The 16,537-nt window shown below is 64.0% G+C and carries 12 protein-coding genes; 11 read left to right on the top strand and 1 reads right to left on the bottom strand.

Annotated elements, in window-relative coordinates:
* Positions 1–42: 42 nt before the first annotated feature.
* The 9 genes from K0B96_RS16835 (at position 43) to K0B96_RS16795 (ending at position 11,386) form a co-directional block, all read left to right on the top strand.
* Complete coding sequence (locus K0B96_RS16835; protein ID WP_220162170.1) at positions 43–3,261, top strand: family 78 glycoside hydrolase catalytic domain; 3,219 nt, start codon at positions 43–45, stop codon at positions 3,259–3,261.
* Positions 3,262–3,436: 175 nt separating this feature from the next.
* Positions 3,437–3,781 carry a hypothetical protein gene (locus K0B96_RS16830; RefSeq protein WP_220162168.1) on the top strand — a complete coding sequence of 115 codons (345 nt, stop codon included), beginning with the start codon at positions 3,437–3,439 and terminating at the stop codon, positions 3,779–3,781.
* Between the two features lie 153 nt (positions 3,782–3,934).
* Positions 3,935–5,623, top strand: coding sequence for a phospholipid carrier-dependent glycosyltransferase (locus tag K0B96_RS16825; protein WP_220162166.1), 1,689 nt, complete (start codon positions 3,935–3,937; stop codon positions 5,621–5,623).
* Position 5,624: 1 nt separating this feature from the next.
* A complete protein-coding gene (locus K0B96_RS16820) occupies positions 5,625–6,779 on the top strand; it encodes a DegT/DnrJ/EryC1/StrS family aminotransferase (protein WP_220162164.1) in 1,155 nt (384 codons plus the stop codon).
* On the top strand, positions 6,776–7,720 hold the full coding sequence (locus K0B96_RS16815; protein WP_220162162.1) for a glycosyltransferase: 945 nt from the start codon (positions 6,776–6,778) through the stop codon (positions 7,718–7,720). The genes K0B96_RS16820 and K0B96_RS16815 overlap by 4 nt, the downstream gene beginning before the upstream one ends.
* A gap of 90 nt (positions 7,721–7,810) precedes the next feature.
* Positions 7,811–8,716, top strand: a complete 906-nt coding sequence (locus K0B96_RS16810) for a formyltransferase (RefSeq protein WP_220162160.1) — start codon at positions 7,811–7,813, stop codon at positions 8,714–8,716.
* Between the two features lie 43 nt (positions 8,717–8,759).
* The gene (locus K0B96_RS16805) at positions 8,760–9,797 is read left to right on the top strand and encodes a bifunctional UDP-4-keto-pentose/UDP-xylose synthase (protein WP_220162159.1); all 1,038 of its coding nucleotides are present in this window, start codon (positions 8,760–8,762) and stop codon (positions 9,795–9,797) included.
* 172 nt (positions 9,798–9,969) lie between these two features.
* Entirely contained in the window at positions 9,970–10,872 is a 903-nt protein-coding gene (locus K0B96_RS16800) for a polysaccharide deacetylase family protein (RefSeq protein WP_220162157.1), read from the top strand.
* Between the two features lie 25 nt (positions 10,873–10,897).
* Positions 10,898–11,386: a hypothetical protein gene (locus tag K0B96_RS16795; RefSeq protein WP_220162155.1), complete on the top strand. Its 489-nt coding sequence runs from the start codon at positions 10,898–10,900 to the stop codon at positions 11,384–11,386.
* A gap of 87 nt (positions 11,387–11,473) precedes the next feature.
* Here K0B96_RS16795 and K0B96_RS16790 read toward each other — a convergent pair whose 3' ends face one another.
* Positions 11,474–12,616, bottom strand: coding sequence for an LptF/LptG family permease (locus tag K0B96_RS16790; protein WP_220162154.1), 1,143 nt, complete (start codon positions 12,614–12,616; stop codon positions 11,474–11,476).
* 164 nt (positions 12,617–12,780) lie between these two features.
* On the opposite strand from K0B96_RS16790, the gene K0B96_RS16785 reads away from it, so the two are divergent.
* A complete protein-coding gene (locus K0B96_RS16785; RefSeq protein WP_220162151.1) occupies positions 12,781–14,664 on the top strand; it encodes an ABC transporter ATP-binding protein in 1,884 nt (627 codons plus the stop codon).
* The gene (locus tag K0B96_RS16780) at positions 14,661–16,526 is read left to right on the top strand and encodes an ABC transporter ATP-binding protein (RefSeq protein ID WP_220162149.1); all 1,866 of its coding nucleotides are present in this window, start codon (positions 14,661–14,663) and stop codon (positions 16,524–16,526) included. Before K0B96_RS16785 ends, K0B96_RS16780 begins: the two co-directional genes overlap by 4 nt.
* Positions 16,527–16,537: the final 11 nt, after the last annotated feature.

The raw sequence follows: 16,537 nt of genomic DNA, 5'->3' as shown, positions 1-16,537 counted from the left end.
CGGTGGCGCGTTTCGCGTGCGGTGGCGCGCGTTTTCCCACCCATGAGCTCTCCGAGCGTCTCCGCCCCTGCGTCTCTCCACCGTGCAGTCCAACCGTTGACGTGTTACGATCTGCGTTGCGATGGCGAAGCGTCGCCGTTGGGCGTGGATGCGGCGCCGCCGCGCTTGAGTTGGAAGCTGCGCGGCGAAGGTCGCGGGCGGCGCCAGACGGCGTATCAGGTGCAGGCGGCGACGGCGCGGGCCGCGCTGGCCGACGGCAACGTCGACGCTTGGGACAGCGGACGCGTGGCGTCGGACCAGCAGACGTTCCTGCGGTATGGCGGCCGGCCGCTGCGTTCCAGTGAGGAGATTTTCTGGCGCGTGCGCGTGTGGGACGAGACGGGCGGCGAATCGGCGTGGAGCGAGATTGCGACGTGGACGATGGGCGTGCTGACGCCGGCGGACTGGCAGGCGAAATGGATCACGGACGCCGAGCTGCTGAAGTGGGTGCGGCCGCAATGGGGCTATCGTTCCGAACCGGCGGCGACCGCGGAGACGACGAAATGGATCACGCTCGACCTGGGCGCCGAGCGGACGATCGACGAAGTGCATCTCTATGGTGTGCGTTACGGCGACGTGGAGTGGTTGGGATTTCCGCAGCGCTTCAAAATCGAAGGAGCGACGCAGGCGGATTTCCGCGAAGTGGTGACGCTGGTGGACCAAACGGCCGAGGACTTTCCGTGGAACTATCACGTGTGCGCGGTACGTCCCGTGCCGTCGACCACGGTGCGTTACGTGCGGCTCACGGTGACGAAACTGCATGGCGACGGGCACGGGTTCTATCTGCGGCTGAGCCAGATCGCGGTGCTCGCGGGCGGCGTCAATATCGCGGCGGGCGCAACGGTGACGGCGAGCGACAGCGAGGAGAGCGAGCGGTGGTCGGTCGCGGCGCTCGTCGATGGCAAAGTGATGCGCGGCGCGAACCCGCGCGACAACGCGACGCTGCTCGCGCGGCGGACGTTCACGGTGCGGCGCGGGTTGAAGCGGGCGTTGCTGCATGTGTGCGGACTCGGGCACCACGAGCTCTCGATCAATGGCGCGCGCGTGGGGCTCGATTTGCTGGCGCCGGGCTGGACGACCTACACCAAAACGTGCCTTTACGATACGCACGACATCACGCCACTCGTGCGCGAAGGCGCCAATGGCGCGGGCGTGTTTCTGGGCAGCGGCTTTTACAATGTGCGGCCCGGGCGTTACCTGAAACTGGAGAACGCGTTTCGGCCGCTCACGGTCATCGCGCAACTGCGGTTCGAATACGCGGACGGCACGGTGGAGATCGTCGGCACGGACGAGCGTTGGCAGGTGCGGGAGGGGCCGACGACCTTTGCGAGTGTTTACGGCGGCGAAGATCACGATGCGCGGTTGGAGCAAGCGGGCTGGGATACGGCGGCGGCGGATGTGGCGGGCTGGACGAGTGCGGTGACGCACGCGGGGCCGGGGGGTGAACTGCGGGGATTTTCGCATGCGGCGCCGCCGATGCGCGCGTTTGAAACGCTGCGTCCGGTGGGCGTGCGCACGCTGCGGCCCGGCGTGCAGGTGTTCGATTTCGGCCAGAACGCGTCGATCATGCCGCGCCTGACGGTGCGCGGTTCGCGGGGCGCGACGGTGACTTTGATTCCGGCGGAGCTGGCGCATCCGGATGGCTCGATCGACCGCGCATCGATCAATGGTGTCGGCTCGGGCGGCACGGGATTGTCGGATTCGTGGTGGCGCTACACGCTGGCGGGGCGCGGTGACGAAGAGACGTGGTTTCCGCGATTTTTCTATCACGGCGGACGTTATCTCGAAGCGCGGTTGACGCCGGGCGAGGACGGCGTGCTGCCGCACATTGTGGCGCTCGAAAGCGTGGTGGTGCATTCGGCATCGCCGGCGACGGGCGACTTCGCGTGTGCGAGCGATTTATTCAACCGCATCCGGCCGCTGATTCGTTGGGCGCAACGCAGCAATCTCGCGCACGTGATCACGGATTGCCCGCATCGCGAGAAGCTCGGCTGGCTCGAACAATATCATCTCAACGGCCCGTCGTTGCGCTACGAGTTCGACCTCACGCGGATGTTTCTGAAGACGTTCGATGACATGGCCGACGCGCAACTCGCGAACGGCCTCGTGCCCGACATCGCGCCGGAATACATCCAGTTTTCGGAAGGGTTTCGCGATTCGCCGGAGTGGGGCAGCGCGCTGATCCTGGCGGCGTGGCAGCACTTCGAGTGGACGGGCGACGACACGCCGTTGCGCCGGCACTATGGCGCGATGAAACGCTACCTCGCGCATCTGGCGAGCCAGGCGGAAGGGCACATTCTTTCGCATGGCCTCGGGGATTGGTGCGATCTCGGGCCAGGGCGACCGGCGTTTGCGCAGCTCACGCCGGTGGCGCTGACGGCGACGGCGTTTTATTTTCTCGATACGCGGGTCATGGCGAAGATCGCCGGGCATCTCGGCGAGACGGCGGATGCGGCGACGCTGGCGCAGCAGGCGGACGTGATTCGCGAGGCGTTTAACGCGAAATTTTTCGATGCGGCGAGCGGGAGCTACGCGACGGGTTCGCAGTGCGCGAATGCGTTGCCGCTGGCGAGCGGACTCGTCGCACCGGAGAACCGGGCGGCCGTGCTCGATGCGATCGTGCGCGATGTGCGCGGGCGGGGCGATGCGCTGACGGCGGGCGATGTCGGTTTCCGTTACCTGTTGCAGGCGTTGGCGGAAAACGGGCGCTCCGATGTGGTGCAGGCGATGAATGCGCAGAGCGAAAAACCGGGCTACGGTTATCAGCTCAAGCTGGGTTGCACGAGCCTGGCGGAGTCGTGGCACGCGGCGCGCGACCTCTCGCATAATCACTTCATGCTGGGGCACATCATGGAGTGGTTTTACCGCGATCTCGCGGGGCTCGCGCCGGATGTGAGTGGGCCGGGCTTCGCGCGCGTGCAGATTCGTCCGCAGCCGGTGGCAGGAATTTCCTGGGCGCGGGCGGAGCAGAAATCGGCGCGCGGGCGCGTGGCGGTGGCGTGGCGCATCGCGGCGGGGCAACTGCTCGTCGAAGTCGAGTTGCCGCCGAACACCACGGGAATCGTGACGCTGCCGGGCGGGGCGGAGCAGGCGACGGAAGGCGGACGCGCGTTGGGTGGGCGCGACGATGTGCGCGCAGTGACGGCGACCGACGGCGCGGTGAGCTGCGAGGTCGGCTCCGGGAGCTATCGATTCGCGGTGCCGCGCCGGAGCGGCGGTTAGGTTGAGCAGATTCATCCGCCCATCGAGTAAGACGTCGGCCGCGGAACAGCGCACAGAGTTCCGGCCCAAGGGAAGCAGGAGTTCGCGAGGCGTTGGGCATCGGAAGATCCTGCATTTGGCGCGAAAAGTATGCGTTCGCACGTGACGCGCGGCGGGACCCGGTTATCGTGGCGGCATGGTCAAAGGCCAAAGAGTTGCCTGCATTAACGACACCTTCCCGGCATTCGTGAAGGCGATCTACAAGCAGTTGCCCGTGAAGGGGAACGTTTACACGATTCGCGAAGTTTTTCTCGGTCGGGAGAAAATCGTGAACGGAGGCGACTCCGCGACGGTGGGGCTCTTGTTGCAGGAGCTGACGAACCCGGCCGATCCCTTCATGGCGAACAAGCAGGAACTCGGCTTTTCGTCGGAGCGCTTTGCGCCGCTCGAGGAATTGCCGGCGGAAGAGGAGCACGCGGAAGAGGAGCTGGCGGTCGGCGGTGCGGTGCCGGCGTTTGGCTATTCGCCGGGCAACAACTGACGGGCGGCCGACGCGGAGCCGTGGCCGCCGCGCAGCGCCCAGACTCACGAAAGCGGATACTTTCCGCGACGTTGAGAAACTCTCCGCTGCGGCCCACGATGCGGAAAACAATGGCGTTGCGTCGGGCGGGAAATAACGTGCGTTGCCATCGCCATGGTTTCCTCGCCTGACGTTGCCCCGGATCGTGTGTCGTGGACGCGCGACCTCATGCTGCTCGCATTGCTGTTTGCCGCGCTGTTCGGCTTTCGGCTCGGCAGTTATCCGTTGGGGAACCCGGACGAGGGACGTTACGCGGAGATTCCGCGGGAGATGCTGGCGACCGGCGACTGGGTGACGCCGCGGCTCGACGGCGTGAACTATTTCGAAAAGCCGCCGCTGGTGTATTGGGTGACGGCGGCGAGCGAGCGAGTTTTCGGGTTGAACGAGTGGGCGGTGCGCGCGGTGCCGGCGCTATTTGCGCTCGCGGGCGTGTTGCTCACCTACGCGGCGGGGCGCGCGTTGTATGGCCGCGCGGCGGGTGTGGCGGCGGGCGTGGCGCTGGGGACTTCGCTGCTCTTCTTCGCGCTCGGGCGGATCATCCTGCTCGATATGGCGGTGTCGGTGCTCATGAGCGCGGCGCTGTTTTGCTTCGTGCTGGCGATGCGGGCGCCGCCGGGCGGGCGGCGGCGTTGGCTGATGTATGGCGTGTATGCGAGCATGGCCTTGGCGACGCTGACGAAGGGCTTGATGGGCTTCCTCGTCACGGGCGCGGTGATGTTTTTGTGGCTGCTGGTGTTCAACCAATGGAAGCGGCTGCGTCCGCTGCACCTGCCGACGGGCGCCCTGGTGTTTCTCGCGATCGCCGTGCCGTGGCACGTGCTGGCACATCTGCACAACCCGACGTGGGCGCAGCGGTATTTCGTTTATGAACACTGGGAGCGGTTCATGTCGCCCGTCGCGAGCCGGCCGGGGCCGGTGTGGTATTTCGTGCCGATCATTTTCTTCGGCCTGTTTCCATGGACGGGCTTTGTGTGGAGCGGGGCGCGGGAGGCGTTGCGCGGCGGTTGGGCGGCCCGCAAGGCCAACGTCGACGCGTGGTTTCTTGTGACGTGGGCGGCGTTTATCTTTCTGTTTTTCACGAAATCACATTCGAAGCTTGTGCCGTACATCCTGCCGATTTTTCCGGCGTTGGCGGTGTTGGCCGGCGTAGGCGTGACGGCGGCCTGGCGGGCGGGTGCGGGGCGGTTGAGCGCCGGTGTGCGGACGTTTTCGTTTGTGGCGGGGCTGCTGGCGGTGGCGTTGGTGGTCGTGGTGCTCAAGCCGGGAATCATCCGCGATCCGGCGCAGGCGCAGGTGCTGCGGCCGTTCGCGATCACGATGGCGGCGGTGCTGATGTTGGGGGGCGTGCTCGCGCCGTGGCGGGCGAAAACGCGGGGCGGCCGTTCGGCGGTGGCCACGATCGCGGTGACGATGGTGTTTTTCCTCGGTGTGCTGACTTATGCGGCGCCGCACATTCAGCGACCGGGCACGAAGGAACTGGCGTTGCAGGTGCGGGCGGAGGCGAAACCGGGGGATCGCGTGCTGCATTACCACGAATTTTTTCACGACTTCACGTTCTACGCGCGGCAGACCGTGGGTCTCGTGGCGTTCAAGGGAGAGTTGGAACTGGAAGAAGACCCAGCAGCGCGAGACAGCGGGCGCTTCATCGACGACGCGGAGTTTCACCGCGCGTGGGCCGGACCGGCGCGGCTGTGGGTGGTGGCGCGCAAGAAGGATCTCGGCCCGCTCTTGGCGGAGCCGGCGTTTCGTTATCATTTGCTCGGCGAAACGCGGGACCATTATCTGTTCAGCAACCAGCCCTGACATGTCCACCACCGCTCAGCCGTTTCTCCCGCTTACGCGTCCGACCATCGACGAGGAAACCATCAACGGCGTGGCCGACGTGCTGCGCTCAGGGTGGCTGACGACCGGTCCCAAGGCGAAGGAGTTGGAGGCGCAGTTGTCGGCGTATTGCGGCGGTCGTCCGGTGCGGGTGTTCAACTCGGGCACATGCACGATGGAGATCGCGTTGCGCATTGCGGGCATCGGCGAGGGCGACGAAGTGATTACGACGCCGCTTTCGTGGGTGGCGACGAGCAACGTTGTGCTCGAGGTCGGCGCGCGGCCGGTGTTCGTGGACATCGATCCGGTGACGCGCAACATCGACCTGGAGCGCATCGAGGCCGCGATCACGCCGCGCACGCGCGCCATCATTCCGGTGGATCTGGCGGGGCTGCCGGTGGATCGCGACCGACTTTACGCGATCGCGCAAAAGCATGGGTTGCGCGTGGTGGAGGATGCGGCGCAATCGCTGGGGAGTAACTGGGCAGGGCGGAAGATTGGCGCGGCGGGGGATTTTGTTTCGATCAGTTTCCACCCCAACAAAAACGTCACGACGATCGAGGGCGGTTGTCTCGTGATGAACGACGAGCGCGAGGCGAAATTGGCGGAGCAGTATCGGTTGCAGGGCGTGGTGCGCACGGGGTTTGACGGCATGGAGGTCGAGGTGGTCGGCGGAAAGTTCAACCTGACGGACGTCGCCGCGCGCGTGGGGCTTGGGCAACTGCCGCATTTGGAGACGTTCAACACGAAGCGGCGCGAACTCGCGCGGGCGTATTTCGAGGCGTTTGATGCGCCGGCGTTTCGCGGGCTCGGCGTGGAATTGCCGCCGCGGGATTTCGCGCAGTCGAACTGGCACATGTTTCAAATCGTGCTGCCGGAGCAGCGCCTCAACGCGAAGCGGGCCGAAGTGATGGCGCAATTGCACGCGGCGGGCATCGGCACGGGCGTGCATTATCCGGCGATTCATTTGTTCAAGGTTTACCGTGCGCTCGGGTGGAAGGACGGCGACTTCCCGATCGCGGAGCGCATCGGTCGCAACATTCTTTCGTTGCCGCTGTTTCCCGCGATGACGCGGGAAGACGTGGCGCGCGTGGCGTCGGCGTTGACGACGATTCTGACGGTTCACTCCAAAGCATGAGCGCGACGCCTCAACTCTCGGTCGTCATTCCCGTTTATAACGAGGAGCTCAACCTGCCGACGCTCTTCGCGCGGCTCTATCCGGTGCTCGACGCGCTCGGGCGGAGTTACGAAATCATCTTCACCAACGATGGCAGCGCGGACCGCTCCTTTATGTTGTTGCAAGCGCAGCACGCGGCACGGCCGGACGTGACGCGGGTGATCGATTTCAACGCGAATTACGGCCAGCATATGGCGATCATGGCGGCGTTCGAGCGTGTGCGCGGTTCGATCATCCTCACGCTGGATGCCGATCTGCAGAACCCGCCGGAGGAAATTCCGAAACTCCTGGCGAAAATGGATGCGGGGCACGACTACGTGGGTGGTTACCGGCTGGAGCGGCACGATTCGTCGTTTCGCAAATACGCTTCGCGCCTGGTCAATCTCGTGCGCAAGCAGACGACGAACATCGAAATGACGGATCAGGGCTGCATGTTGCGGGCGTATTCGCGGCCGATCATCGATGCGATCGTGCGCAGCGGTGCGATCAACACGTTCATTCCGGCGCTCGCCTATAGTTTTTCGGGCAATCCGACCGAAGTCGGCGTGCGCCACGAGGAGCGGCACGCGGGCGTGTCGAATTACTCGTTGTATAAATTGATCCGGTTGAACTTCGATTTGATCACCGGCTTCTCGCTCGCGCCCTTGCAGTATTTCACGATGTTCGCGATGGCGTGTTCGGCGGGCAGTCTGCTGCTGGTGCTGATTCTGGCCTACCGCCGGCTCTTTCTCGGCGCGGAGGCGGAAGGGATTTTCACGTTGTTTGGCGTGGTGTTTTTCCTGCTGAGCGTGTCGATGGTCGGCATCGGACTCATCGGCGAATACGTCGGGCGCACCTATCAGGTCGTGCGGGCGCGGCAGCGGTATTTTGTGAAAGAGATTCTGGAAGTGCGCGAAGGGTGAACGTGGATTGCGCAGCGGATGAGCGCACGGTCGGCGGACGCTCGTTCGCGCTCGCCACACGAGGTCGGCGTTGTCCTCGTTAAGCCGCGCATGACGAAGCCACGCATTCTCTTTTTTGGTTACAGCGAGGTCGGCTACGAGTGTCTGTCGCTGCTCCTTGAGCGCGGCGACAACGTCGTGGCGTTGATCACGCACGAGGATAATCCGCACGAAAAAATCTGGTTCAAGACGCCGGCCGTCGCGGCGCGGGAGAAGGGTGTGCCGGTGTTCACGCCGGAAAGCGTCAACACGCCCGAGTGGCGCGAGAAGATCGCGGCGCTGGCGCCGGATTTGATTTTGTCGGTGTATTACCGGCACATGATCGGGACGAAGATCTTGGGGCTGCCGGGCCTCGGGGCGTGGAACATGCATGGTTCGCTCCTGCCGAAATACCGCGGGCGCGCACCGATCAACTGGGCGGTGCTGCATGGCGAGCCGCGCATTGGCATGACGCTTCATCGGATGGTGAAAAGTGCGGATGCGGGCGCGGTGGTGGATCAAGAAGGTGTGGCAATCGGGCCGCGGGAGACGGCGGAGGAAGCGTTTCGCAAGGTGCTGCCGTGCGCGCGCCGCGTGCTGGCGCGGCAGATCGACGCGCTGCTCGGCGGGACCGTGCGGGAAACGCCGCAGGATGAAACGCAGGCGACGTATTTTGGCGGCCGCAAGCCGGAGGACGGGCGCATCGACTGGACGAAAACCTCGCGGGAGATTTTCAATCTGATCCGCGCGGTCACCGATCCGTATCCCGGTGCGTTCACCGAAGTGGACGGCGCACGGCTGATGGTGTGGTGGGCGGAGCCGGATGCGCTGGCGGCACGCGGCCGCAACGGTGCGCCGGGCGAGGTGCTGTCGGTCGCACCGCTCGTGGTGGCGACGAGCGAGGGAGCATTGGAGTTGACGCGCGTGGAATGGCGGGACGGCGAGAAGCGGGAGTTGCGCATCGGGCAGGTGCTCTGAGTTTTCGTTTCCCAAAGCGGCGGTTTCCCGCTTGGGTTCCGCCATGCCTCTTCGCGTTCTCATTCTCGGCGCCAACGGTTTCATCGGCAGCTCGCTCACGCGGGCGATTCTCTCGCAAAAGAACTGGGAGGTTTACGGCATGGACGTGGGCTCCCACAAACTGGAGGACAGCCTCGGCCATGAGCGTTTCAAGTTTGTCGAGGGCGACATCACGATCAACCGCGAGTGGATCGAATATCACGTGAAGAAATGCGATGCGGTGCTGCCGCTCGTCGCCATCGCGAACCCCGCGCAATACGTGAAGGATCCGCTGCGGGTCTTCGAATTGGATTTCGAGGCGAACCTCGAAATCGTCCGCAAGTGCGCGAAATACAAGAAGCGCATTATTTTCCCGTCGACCTCCGAGGTTTACGGAATGTGCCAGGACCCGGAGCTCAATGAAGAGACGAGCTCGATGGTGTATGGGCCGATCGAGAAGCAGCGCTGGATTTACGCGTGTTCGAAGCAATTGCTCGATCGCGTGATTTACGCTTACGGCGTGCGCGACAACGTCGATTACACGCTGTTTCGGCCGTTCAACTGGATCGGGCCGAAGCTCGACGATGTGCTCGAACCGAAGGAGGGCAGTTCGCGGTTGTTCACGCAGTTCATCTCGAACGTGATTTTCAAGAAGCCGATCCAGCTCGTCGACGGCGGCAAGCAGAGCCGGTCGTTCACGTTCATCGACGATGGCGTGGACGCGCTGCTGCGCATCATCGAGAACAAGGACGGGAAGGCATCGCGGCAGATCTTCAACCTCGGCAATCCGAACAACGACGTGAGCGTGGCGGAGCTGGCGAAGCTGATCATCGGCGCGTTCAAAGAGTTTCCTGAATATGCGGAGCACGTGAAGGCGGCGAAGACAGTGAAGGTGCCGTCGGGGCAGTATTTCGGGAAATATTACCAGGACATCCAGAAGCGCGTGCCGTCGATCGCGAACGCGAAGAAGCAACTCGGCTGGAAGCCGAAGGTGGATTTGAAAACGGCGATCAAGCGCACGCTCGACTACCATCTCGCGCACAAGGATTACCGGCTGGAGTGACGCGTTTGCGGAGGGCTTGCCTGCCGACCGCGAAGACGCACGCTGCGGGCGTGAAACCGGTGGTCCTGACAGGTTATTTCGACGGATGGGAGACCAGGCTCGACGAAGCGTTTGAAGCACCGATGAATGCGTAATTTTGCGTGCGCCTGAGCCGACATCACACCCCTTAGTCATGGCTCTTCGACTCGCCCTCAAAGTTGATGTCGACACGGATCGCGGCACGCGGGAAGGCGTGCCGAACCTGTTGGCGGATCTCGCGGACGTGAACGCGCCGGCGTGTTTTCTCTTTTCGCTCGGGCCGGACCAGACCGGGCGCGCCATCACCCGTGTCTTCCGGCCGGGGTTTTTCAAGAAGGTCAGTCGCACCAGCGTCGTGCAGATGTATGGCGTGCGGACGTTGCTCAACGGCACGCTGCTGCCGGCGCCGCACATAGGCCGGCGCAATGCGGCGGTGATGCGCGCGGTTCGCGATGCGGGCCACGAGGTCGGCATCCATTGCTACAACCACTACCGCTGGCAGGACTACGTGCAAAAGATGACGCTCGCGGAGGTGCGCGAGGAGTTCCTGGCCGCCCGCGCGGAGTTTTTGCGGATCTTCGGCCACGAGGCGCGCACGGCGGGCGCGGCGGGCTGGCAGAGCAACGAGCGGAGCCGCGAGGTTTACGATGAGGCGGGTCTGCTCTACGCGAGCGATGCGCGTGGCGCGTATCCGTTTTTCCCGCGCGTGAACGGGCGGGTGTTCAAGACACTGGAGATTCCGAGCACCCTGCCGACGTTCGACGAACTGATCGGACGGGCGGAGTTTCCCGACGAGCGCATTGTGCCCCACTATCTCTCGCTGCTGCGCGACGACCGGCCAAACGTTTTCACGCTCCACGCGGAGATCGAAGGAATGGGCAAACGCGGACTGTTTCAGGCGCTGCTCACGGCATGCCGCAACGCCGGCGTGGAATTCATCCGGCTCGACGAACTCGCGCAGCGTTTGCTGGAAGAGCGCGGCAAACTCGCGGTGTGCGACCAAATGCAGGCGGAGATCGATGGCCGCAGCGGACAGCTCGCGGTGCAGGCGGTTTGAGGGGCGCGGTCCAGGAACACCCCGGGTGGTCGAACTTTCAACGCCGTCGCGCGTCTGTGTCGGCATGGCTAAACGGAAGAAATCGAAAGGTTTTTTTCATCAGCATTCTCTGAGCCTTGTCACGCTGGCGATACTCGCGCTCTGGATTCTCCTCTACACCCGGTCCAATCCCGACACGCATTGGGGCGCCTTCTTCGGCAATGCGGTCGCTGACTGGAGCGGCTCCGTCGTCATCATCCTCGGGACAAAATATTTGTTGGAAGCCCACTCGGCGGACAGCCGACCGGTGCGAGGTCGCCGTAGAAATCCACTGCGTGATTTCGTGTGGCGCCACTCGCTGTTGCTGACCATCGCCGCGACCGGTGTGGGCTGGCTCGTGCTCTTTATGAAAATGCAGCCGGGCGGCAAATGGGGCCAAGTGGTTGGCAACCTCCTTTCCGAGTGGACGCAAATGGGCGGCCTGGTGTTTCTGACCAAGGGCCTGCTCGAAAAGGGTTCGGAAGAAAGCCGCTAGGCAGGCGCCGCCCGGGTTGAGCGGATCCCTGGAAAGCCGCCTGGCGCGCTTCAGTGGCGGCAACGCCGGTGGCGGGTGCGGCCCGGCTCAGTTTCGATCGATGCGGCGGAAAAGCCAGAGGGCGAGCCCGAGGAAGAGAACGTTGGGCAGCCACTGCAGCAGGTCGGGCCGATATTCGGGATGCCGGTCGAGCCAGCCGATCATGACGGTCAGAAAATAGTAGCCGCCGGCCAGCAGCACGGCGAGGCCGAGGTTGGCGGAGGTTTCGCGCCGCGAGATGCGGATGCCGAGTGGGATGGCGAGCGCCGCGAACGAAAACACCGCCACGGCTTGCGTGATTTTTTCCTGGATCGTGATCTGCACTTTCATCCGGTCGCGCGCCTGTTCCTTGCGGTCCGCCGGCGGCACCGGCTGGCTGAATTTGGCGAGCTGCGCCTGCAATTCAGGATACGTCATCCATTGCAGTTTTTGCCGGAAACCGCCGCGGCGGCTGAGCAGGCGGTCGAGGGAAAGACGTTCGCTTGTTTGCTCGAAATTGAAGGTGAGCGGCGCATTGCCGAACTCCTCCGGATTCTTGCTGTCGCGACGTTCCGCCGTCGCATGCGTAAGGGTCAGGAGCAAGGTATCCGTTGCCTCATCATAGTCGAACTTGCCCGCTTCGGCGCGCACGAGGGAGACGACGCGCTGCTGGCTATCGAGCTGCCAGAGCCAGAAATCGCGCATCTCCGAACCGTGTTTATCGCCGACGTAAAGGACGTAGCCGGGGAAATCGCTGATGAACGTGCGCGGCACGAGGAAACTGAGCGGGTTCGAGCGGAGCGCCTCGGCGTATTCGCGATGATATTGAACGCGGGCGTGGGGCATCGCGACGAAGTTGACGAAAAGCGTGAACACGGCGCCCAGCGCGCCGAAGAGCAGGATGGGCCGCGAAATCTGCCCGACGCTGCGGCCGACGGCACGCATGGCGGTGATTTCGTTGTCGGCGGACAAGCGCCCCAGCACCAGCAGCACGCCGCACAACGTGCCGAGCGGCAGCGCGTAGGTAATCACATACGGCACCAGGAGGCCGACGAGCCGGAGGACTGTGCCGAGCGGAAACTGTCCCGCGAGCACGTGGTCGAGCAGGTCCTGAATGGCGTTGCCCGCAATGAGGATGAATTCGAACAGCCCGACGGCGAGGCCGCAGGTCAGGAGCACGCTGGCGAGGAGATGACGGGACAACAGATTCACGCGGACAGAAGAGCGGCGAAGATGACGCAGGAGCGACGGGAACAGACAAGGGCGATCAGTGGCGGTGGCGAGCGGCTTTTCGGTGGAGGCGGCGGGAGCCGGCGGGAAACAAATCAACTTTCAGCGTGCGCCGTCGCAGTGCGCTCATAGCTTGAACCCTCACCATGTCGCTGCCGTCTTCCAGCCTTGCTGCCAGTTCGCTCTCGAACTGGGCGGTTGTCGGCCGGTTGTTCCGGCTGACGTGGAGCTATCGGCGGGGCTGCCTCAAGGTGCTGGCCACGCAGGTGGTGCTGCTCACGATGGGGCTCAGCGGGTTGAGCCTGACGGGCCTCGGCATCGACTACATCCGCAACACCATGGCGGCGGGCGCGGGCGAAGTGGTGCCGGCGCCGAAAATTTTTGGCCTGGCACTGCCGGCGGGCTGGGCGCCGATGCAGGTGATTTTGGGCATCGCGGGCGTGATCCTGCTGCTCGCGGCGGGACGCGCATTTCTGAATTACGCGTATTTCGTGAGCGTCAACCGCCTGTTGCAACAGGAGCTCGTGGTTGACCTGCGGGGGGCGGTTTACGACCGGCTGCAGCGGCTGAGCTTCCGGTTTTTTGACGCGAACTCCACCGGCTCGATCATCACGCGGGTGACCGGCGACGTGCAGTCGTTGCGGATGTTTTTGGATCAGGTGCTGTTTCAAAGCGTGATCATGGCGGTGTCGTTGACCGTCTACATCATCTACATGGCGAGCCTGAGTCCGCGCTTGATGCTGGCGTGCCTGGCGACGACGCCGCTGCTCGCGCTGCTCTCGATGTGGTTTTCGCGGGCGACGCAACCAGCCTACGCGCACAACCGCACGCTCGTGGAGCGCATGGTGCAACTGCTGGCGGAAAGCATCCAGGGCATCGCGGTCACCAAGGCCTTTGGGCGGGAGGCGGAGAACCGCGCGCGCTTCGAGGCGGCGAATCAAGCCTGCTACGACCAGCAATTGGGAATCTTCTGGCGCATCAGTTTGTTTTCGCCGGCGGTGGGTTTTCTCACCCGGGTCAACATGGTCGTGCTGCTGACCTACGGCGGCTGGCTGGTCGCGCAGGGGCAGTTGCCGCTGGGCACCGGCCTCGTGGTTTTCGCGGGCTTGCTGGAACAGTTTTCGGGGCAGATCAACAACGTGGCGACGGTGGTGAACAGCGTGCAGCAGTCGTTGATCGGCTCGCGGCGGGTGTTTGAAATCATCGACGCCAACATTGAGGTGCAGAGCGCGCCGCAGGCGGAACGGTTTCAGCGGCTGCGCGGCGACGTGCGGTTCGAAAACGTGGGCTTCGCCTACTCCGGCGTCGATCCGGTGCTGCGCGACATCAACCTGGAGCTGCGCGCCGGCCAGATGGTAGCGATCCTCGGGGCGACGGGCGCGGGCAAAAGTGTTTTGATGAGCTTGATCCCGCGATTTTACGACGTGACGAGCGGGCGGCTGCTGATCGATGGGCGGGACATCCGCGAGCTGCACCTCGACGATTTGCGGCGCAACATCGGCCTCGTGTTTCAGGAGAGTTTTCTGTTCTCGAACACGATCGCGGCCAACATCGCGTTCGGGCATCCGACGGCCACGCGGGAACAAGTGGAAAAAGCGGCGCGAATCGCGGCGGCGCATGAGTTCATCACCGCGTTGCCGGAAGGTTACGATACGGTGCTGGGCGAGAGCGGGAACACGTTGTCCGGCGGACAAAGGCAGCGCATCGCGATCGCGCGGGCCGTGTTGCTGGAGCCGGCGATCCTGCTGTTGGACGATCCCACGGCGGCGATCGACAGCGAGACGGAGCATGAAATCTTCGAAGCGTTGGAGCGCGCGATCGCGGGCCGCACGACGTTTATCGTGGCGCACCGGCTGAGCACGCTGCGCCGGGCGGACTTTATTATCGTGATGGAAAACGGCCGCATCGTGGAGCGCGGCACGCACGAAGAGTTGATGGCCGCTCGCGGGGCTTACCGGCGGGTCGCCAATCTGCAACTGGTGGACGCACGTGAACTCACCGCCGGCGGCGAGGAGGGCGCGGAACCATGAAGCCGCGCGAAAAGGATCCGGGCTTGAAGCCGGTGGAAATCGGGCTGGTCGTGCGGGCGGAGCGCAACGAGGAGGAAGAGGCGCAATTCCGGCCGCTCGAGTGGGGGCTTATCCGCCGCCTTTTCGCCTACACCAAGACGCAGTCGCGCAAGCGCAATGCGCTCATCGTCATCACGCTGGTGCGCTCGATCCAGCTGCCGGCGCTGACGTGGGCGATGAGCGTGATCATCGCCGGCCCGATCGCGCATCATCACCTGGGGATGCTGCCGTGGGCGGTGGCGGGTTACGGGGTGCTCGGACTGCTGACGGACGGGCTCTTTCACTTTCGGCAGCGCTACGCGCTCGAACTCGGCGAGTCGGTGGTGAAGACGTTGCGCGCCGACATTTTTCGCTGCGTGCAACGGATGCCGATGAGCTTTTTCAACCGCGTGAAACTCGGCCGCATCATCAGCCGTGTGACGTCGGATGTGGAGTCGTTGCGCGTCGGCATTCAGGACGTGTTTTTCGTCTCCATCGTGCAGTTCGGCAACATGCTCTTCGCCGCGGTGGTGATGGCGTGGCGCGACTGGGTTTTATTTCTCGTGGTCGTGGCGATGGCACCCTTGCTCTGGGTGGTAAACCGGAAATTTCGCACGCGCCTGAGCCTGCTCACGCGGGCGACGACGGAGAGCTTCAGCCGGGTGACGGCGACGCTCGCGGAGTCGGTCAACGGCATGCGAGTGACGCAGGGCTTCGTGCGGCAGCAGACCAATGCGGGATTGTTTCGCAACCTGCTCGCCGACCATGCGCGCTATAACATCGCGCTGGCGCGCACCTCGGCGATTCTCGTGCCGCTGCTGGAACTCAACAGCCAGTTCTTCATCGCCGTGATGTTGCTGCTGGGCGGTTGGCGGACGTTTCACGGACAGATGGAGATCGGCGACCTGATCCAGTTTTTCTTCATGGCGAATTTCTTTTTCGCCCCGATCGCGACGATCGGAAATCAATATAATCAGGCGTTGATCGCGATGGCGGGGGCGGAGCGGGTGTTCCGCTTGATCGATGCGAAGCCGGACTGGGAAGACGATCCGGCGGCGACGCCGTTGCCGGCGCCGGCGGGCACGGGCATGCGCGTGGAGTTCAGGGGCGTGGGGTTTGGCTACGATCCCACCAAGCCGGTGCTGCATGAGGTGAGTTTCACGGCGGAGCCGGGGCAGACGATCGCCTTGGTCGGCCACACGGGCAGCGGCAAGAGCTCGATCATCAACTTGGCGGCAAAGTTTTATCTGCCGACCAGCGGGCAGTTGCTGTTGGACGGGCGCGACGTGCACTCAATCACCAGCCATTCGTTGCACCGCCAGTTGGGGATGGTGCAGCAGCAGAACTTTCTGTTCACGGGCACGCTGCTTGAAAACATTCGCGTGGCGAAGCCGGATGCGACCGAGGAGGAAGTACGTGATGCCGCCCGCCAGCTCGACTGCCTGGACATTCTCGAGGCGTTGCCGAAAGGGTTGCACACGGAAATCGGGGAGCGCGGCGCGGGTCTTTCCGTCGGGCAACGGCAGCTGGCCTGCTTCACGCGGGCGCTGCTCGTGGATCCGCGGCTCGTCATTCTCGACGAGGCGACGAGTTCGATCGATGCGTTGACGGAAGCGCGATTGCAGAAGGCGCTGCAGGCGCTCTTGCGCGGCCGCACGAGCTTTGTGGTGGCGCACCGGTTGAGCACGATCCGCCACGCCGACCAAGTGCTGGTGCTGGACCAAGGCCGGCTGATCGAGCGGGGCACGCATGCGGAATTGGTGGCATTGCGCGGACACTATGCGGCGCTTTACGAGCAATTCGTGCAGATGGACGACCGGCGGGGTGGGAGCACGGTCGCTTGAATCCGCGCTTT

This window comes from Horticoccus luteus, from assembly GCF_019464535.1.
GTDB lineage: Bacteria > Verrucomicrobiota > Verrucomicrobiia > Opitutales > Opitutaceae > Horticoccus > Horticoccus luteus.
Note: the sequence above shows the minus strand (reverse complement) of the source record. Positions and strands in the feature narration are given on the sequence as shown.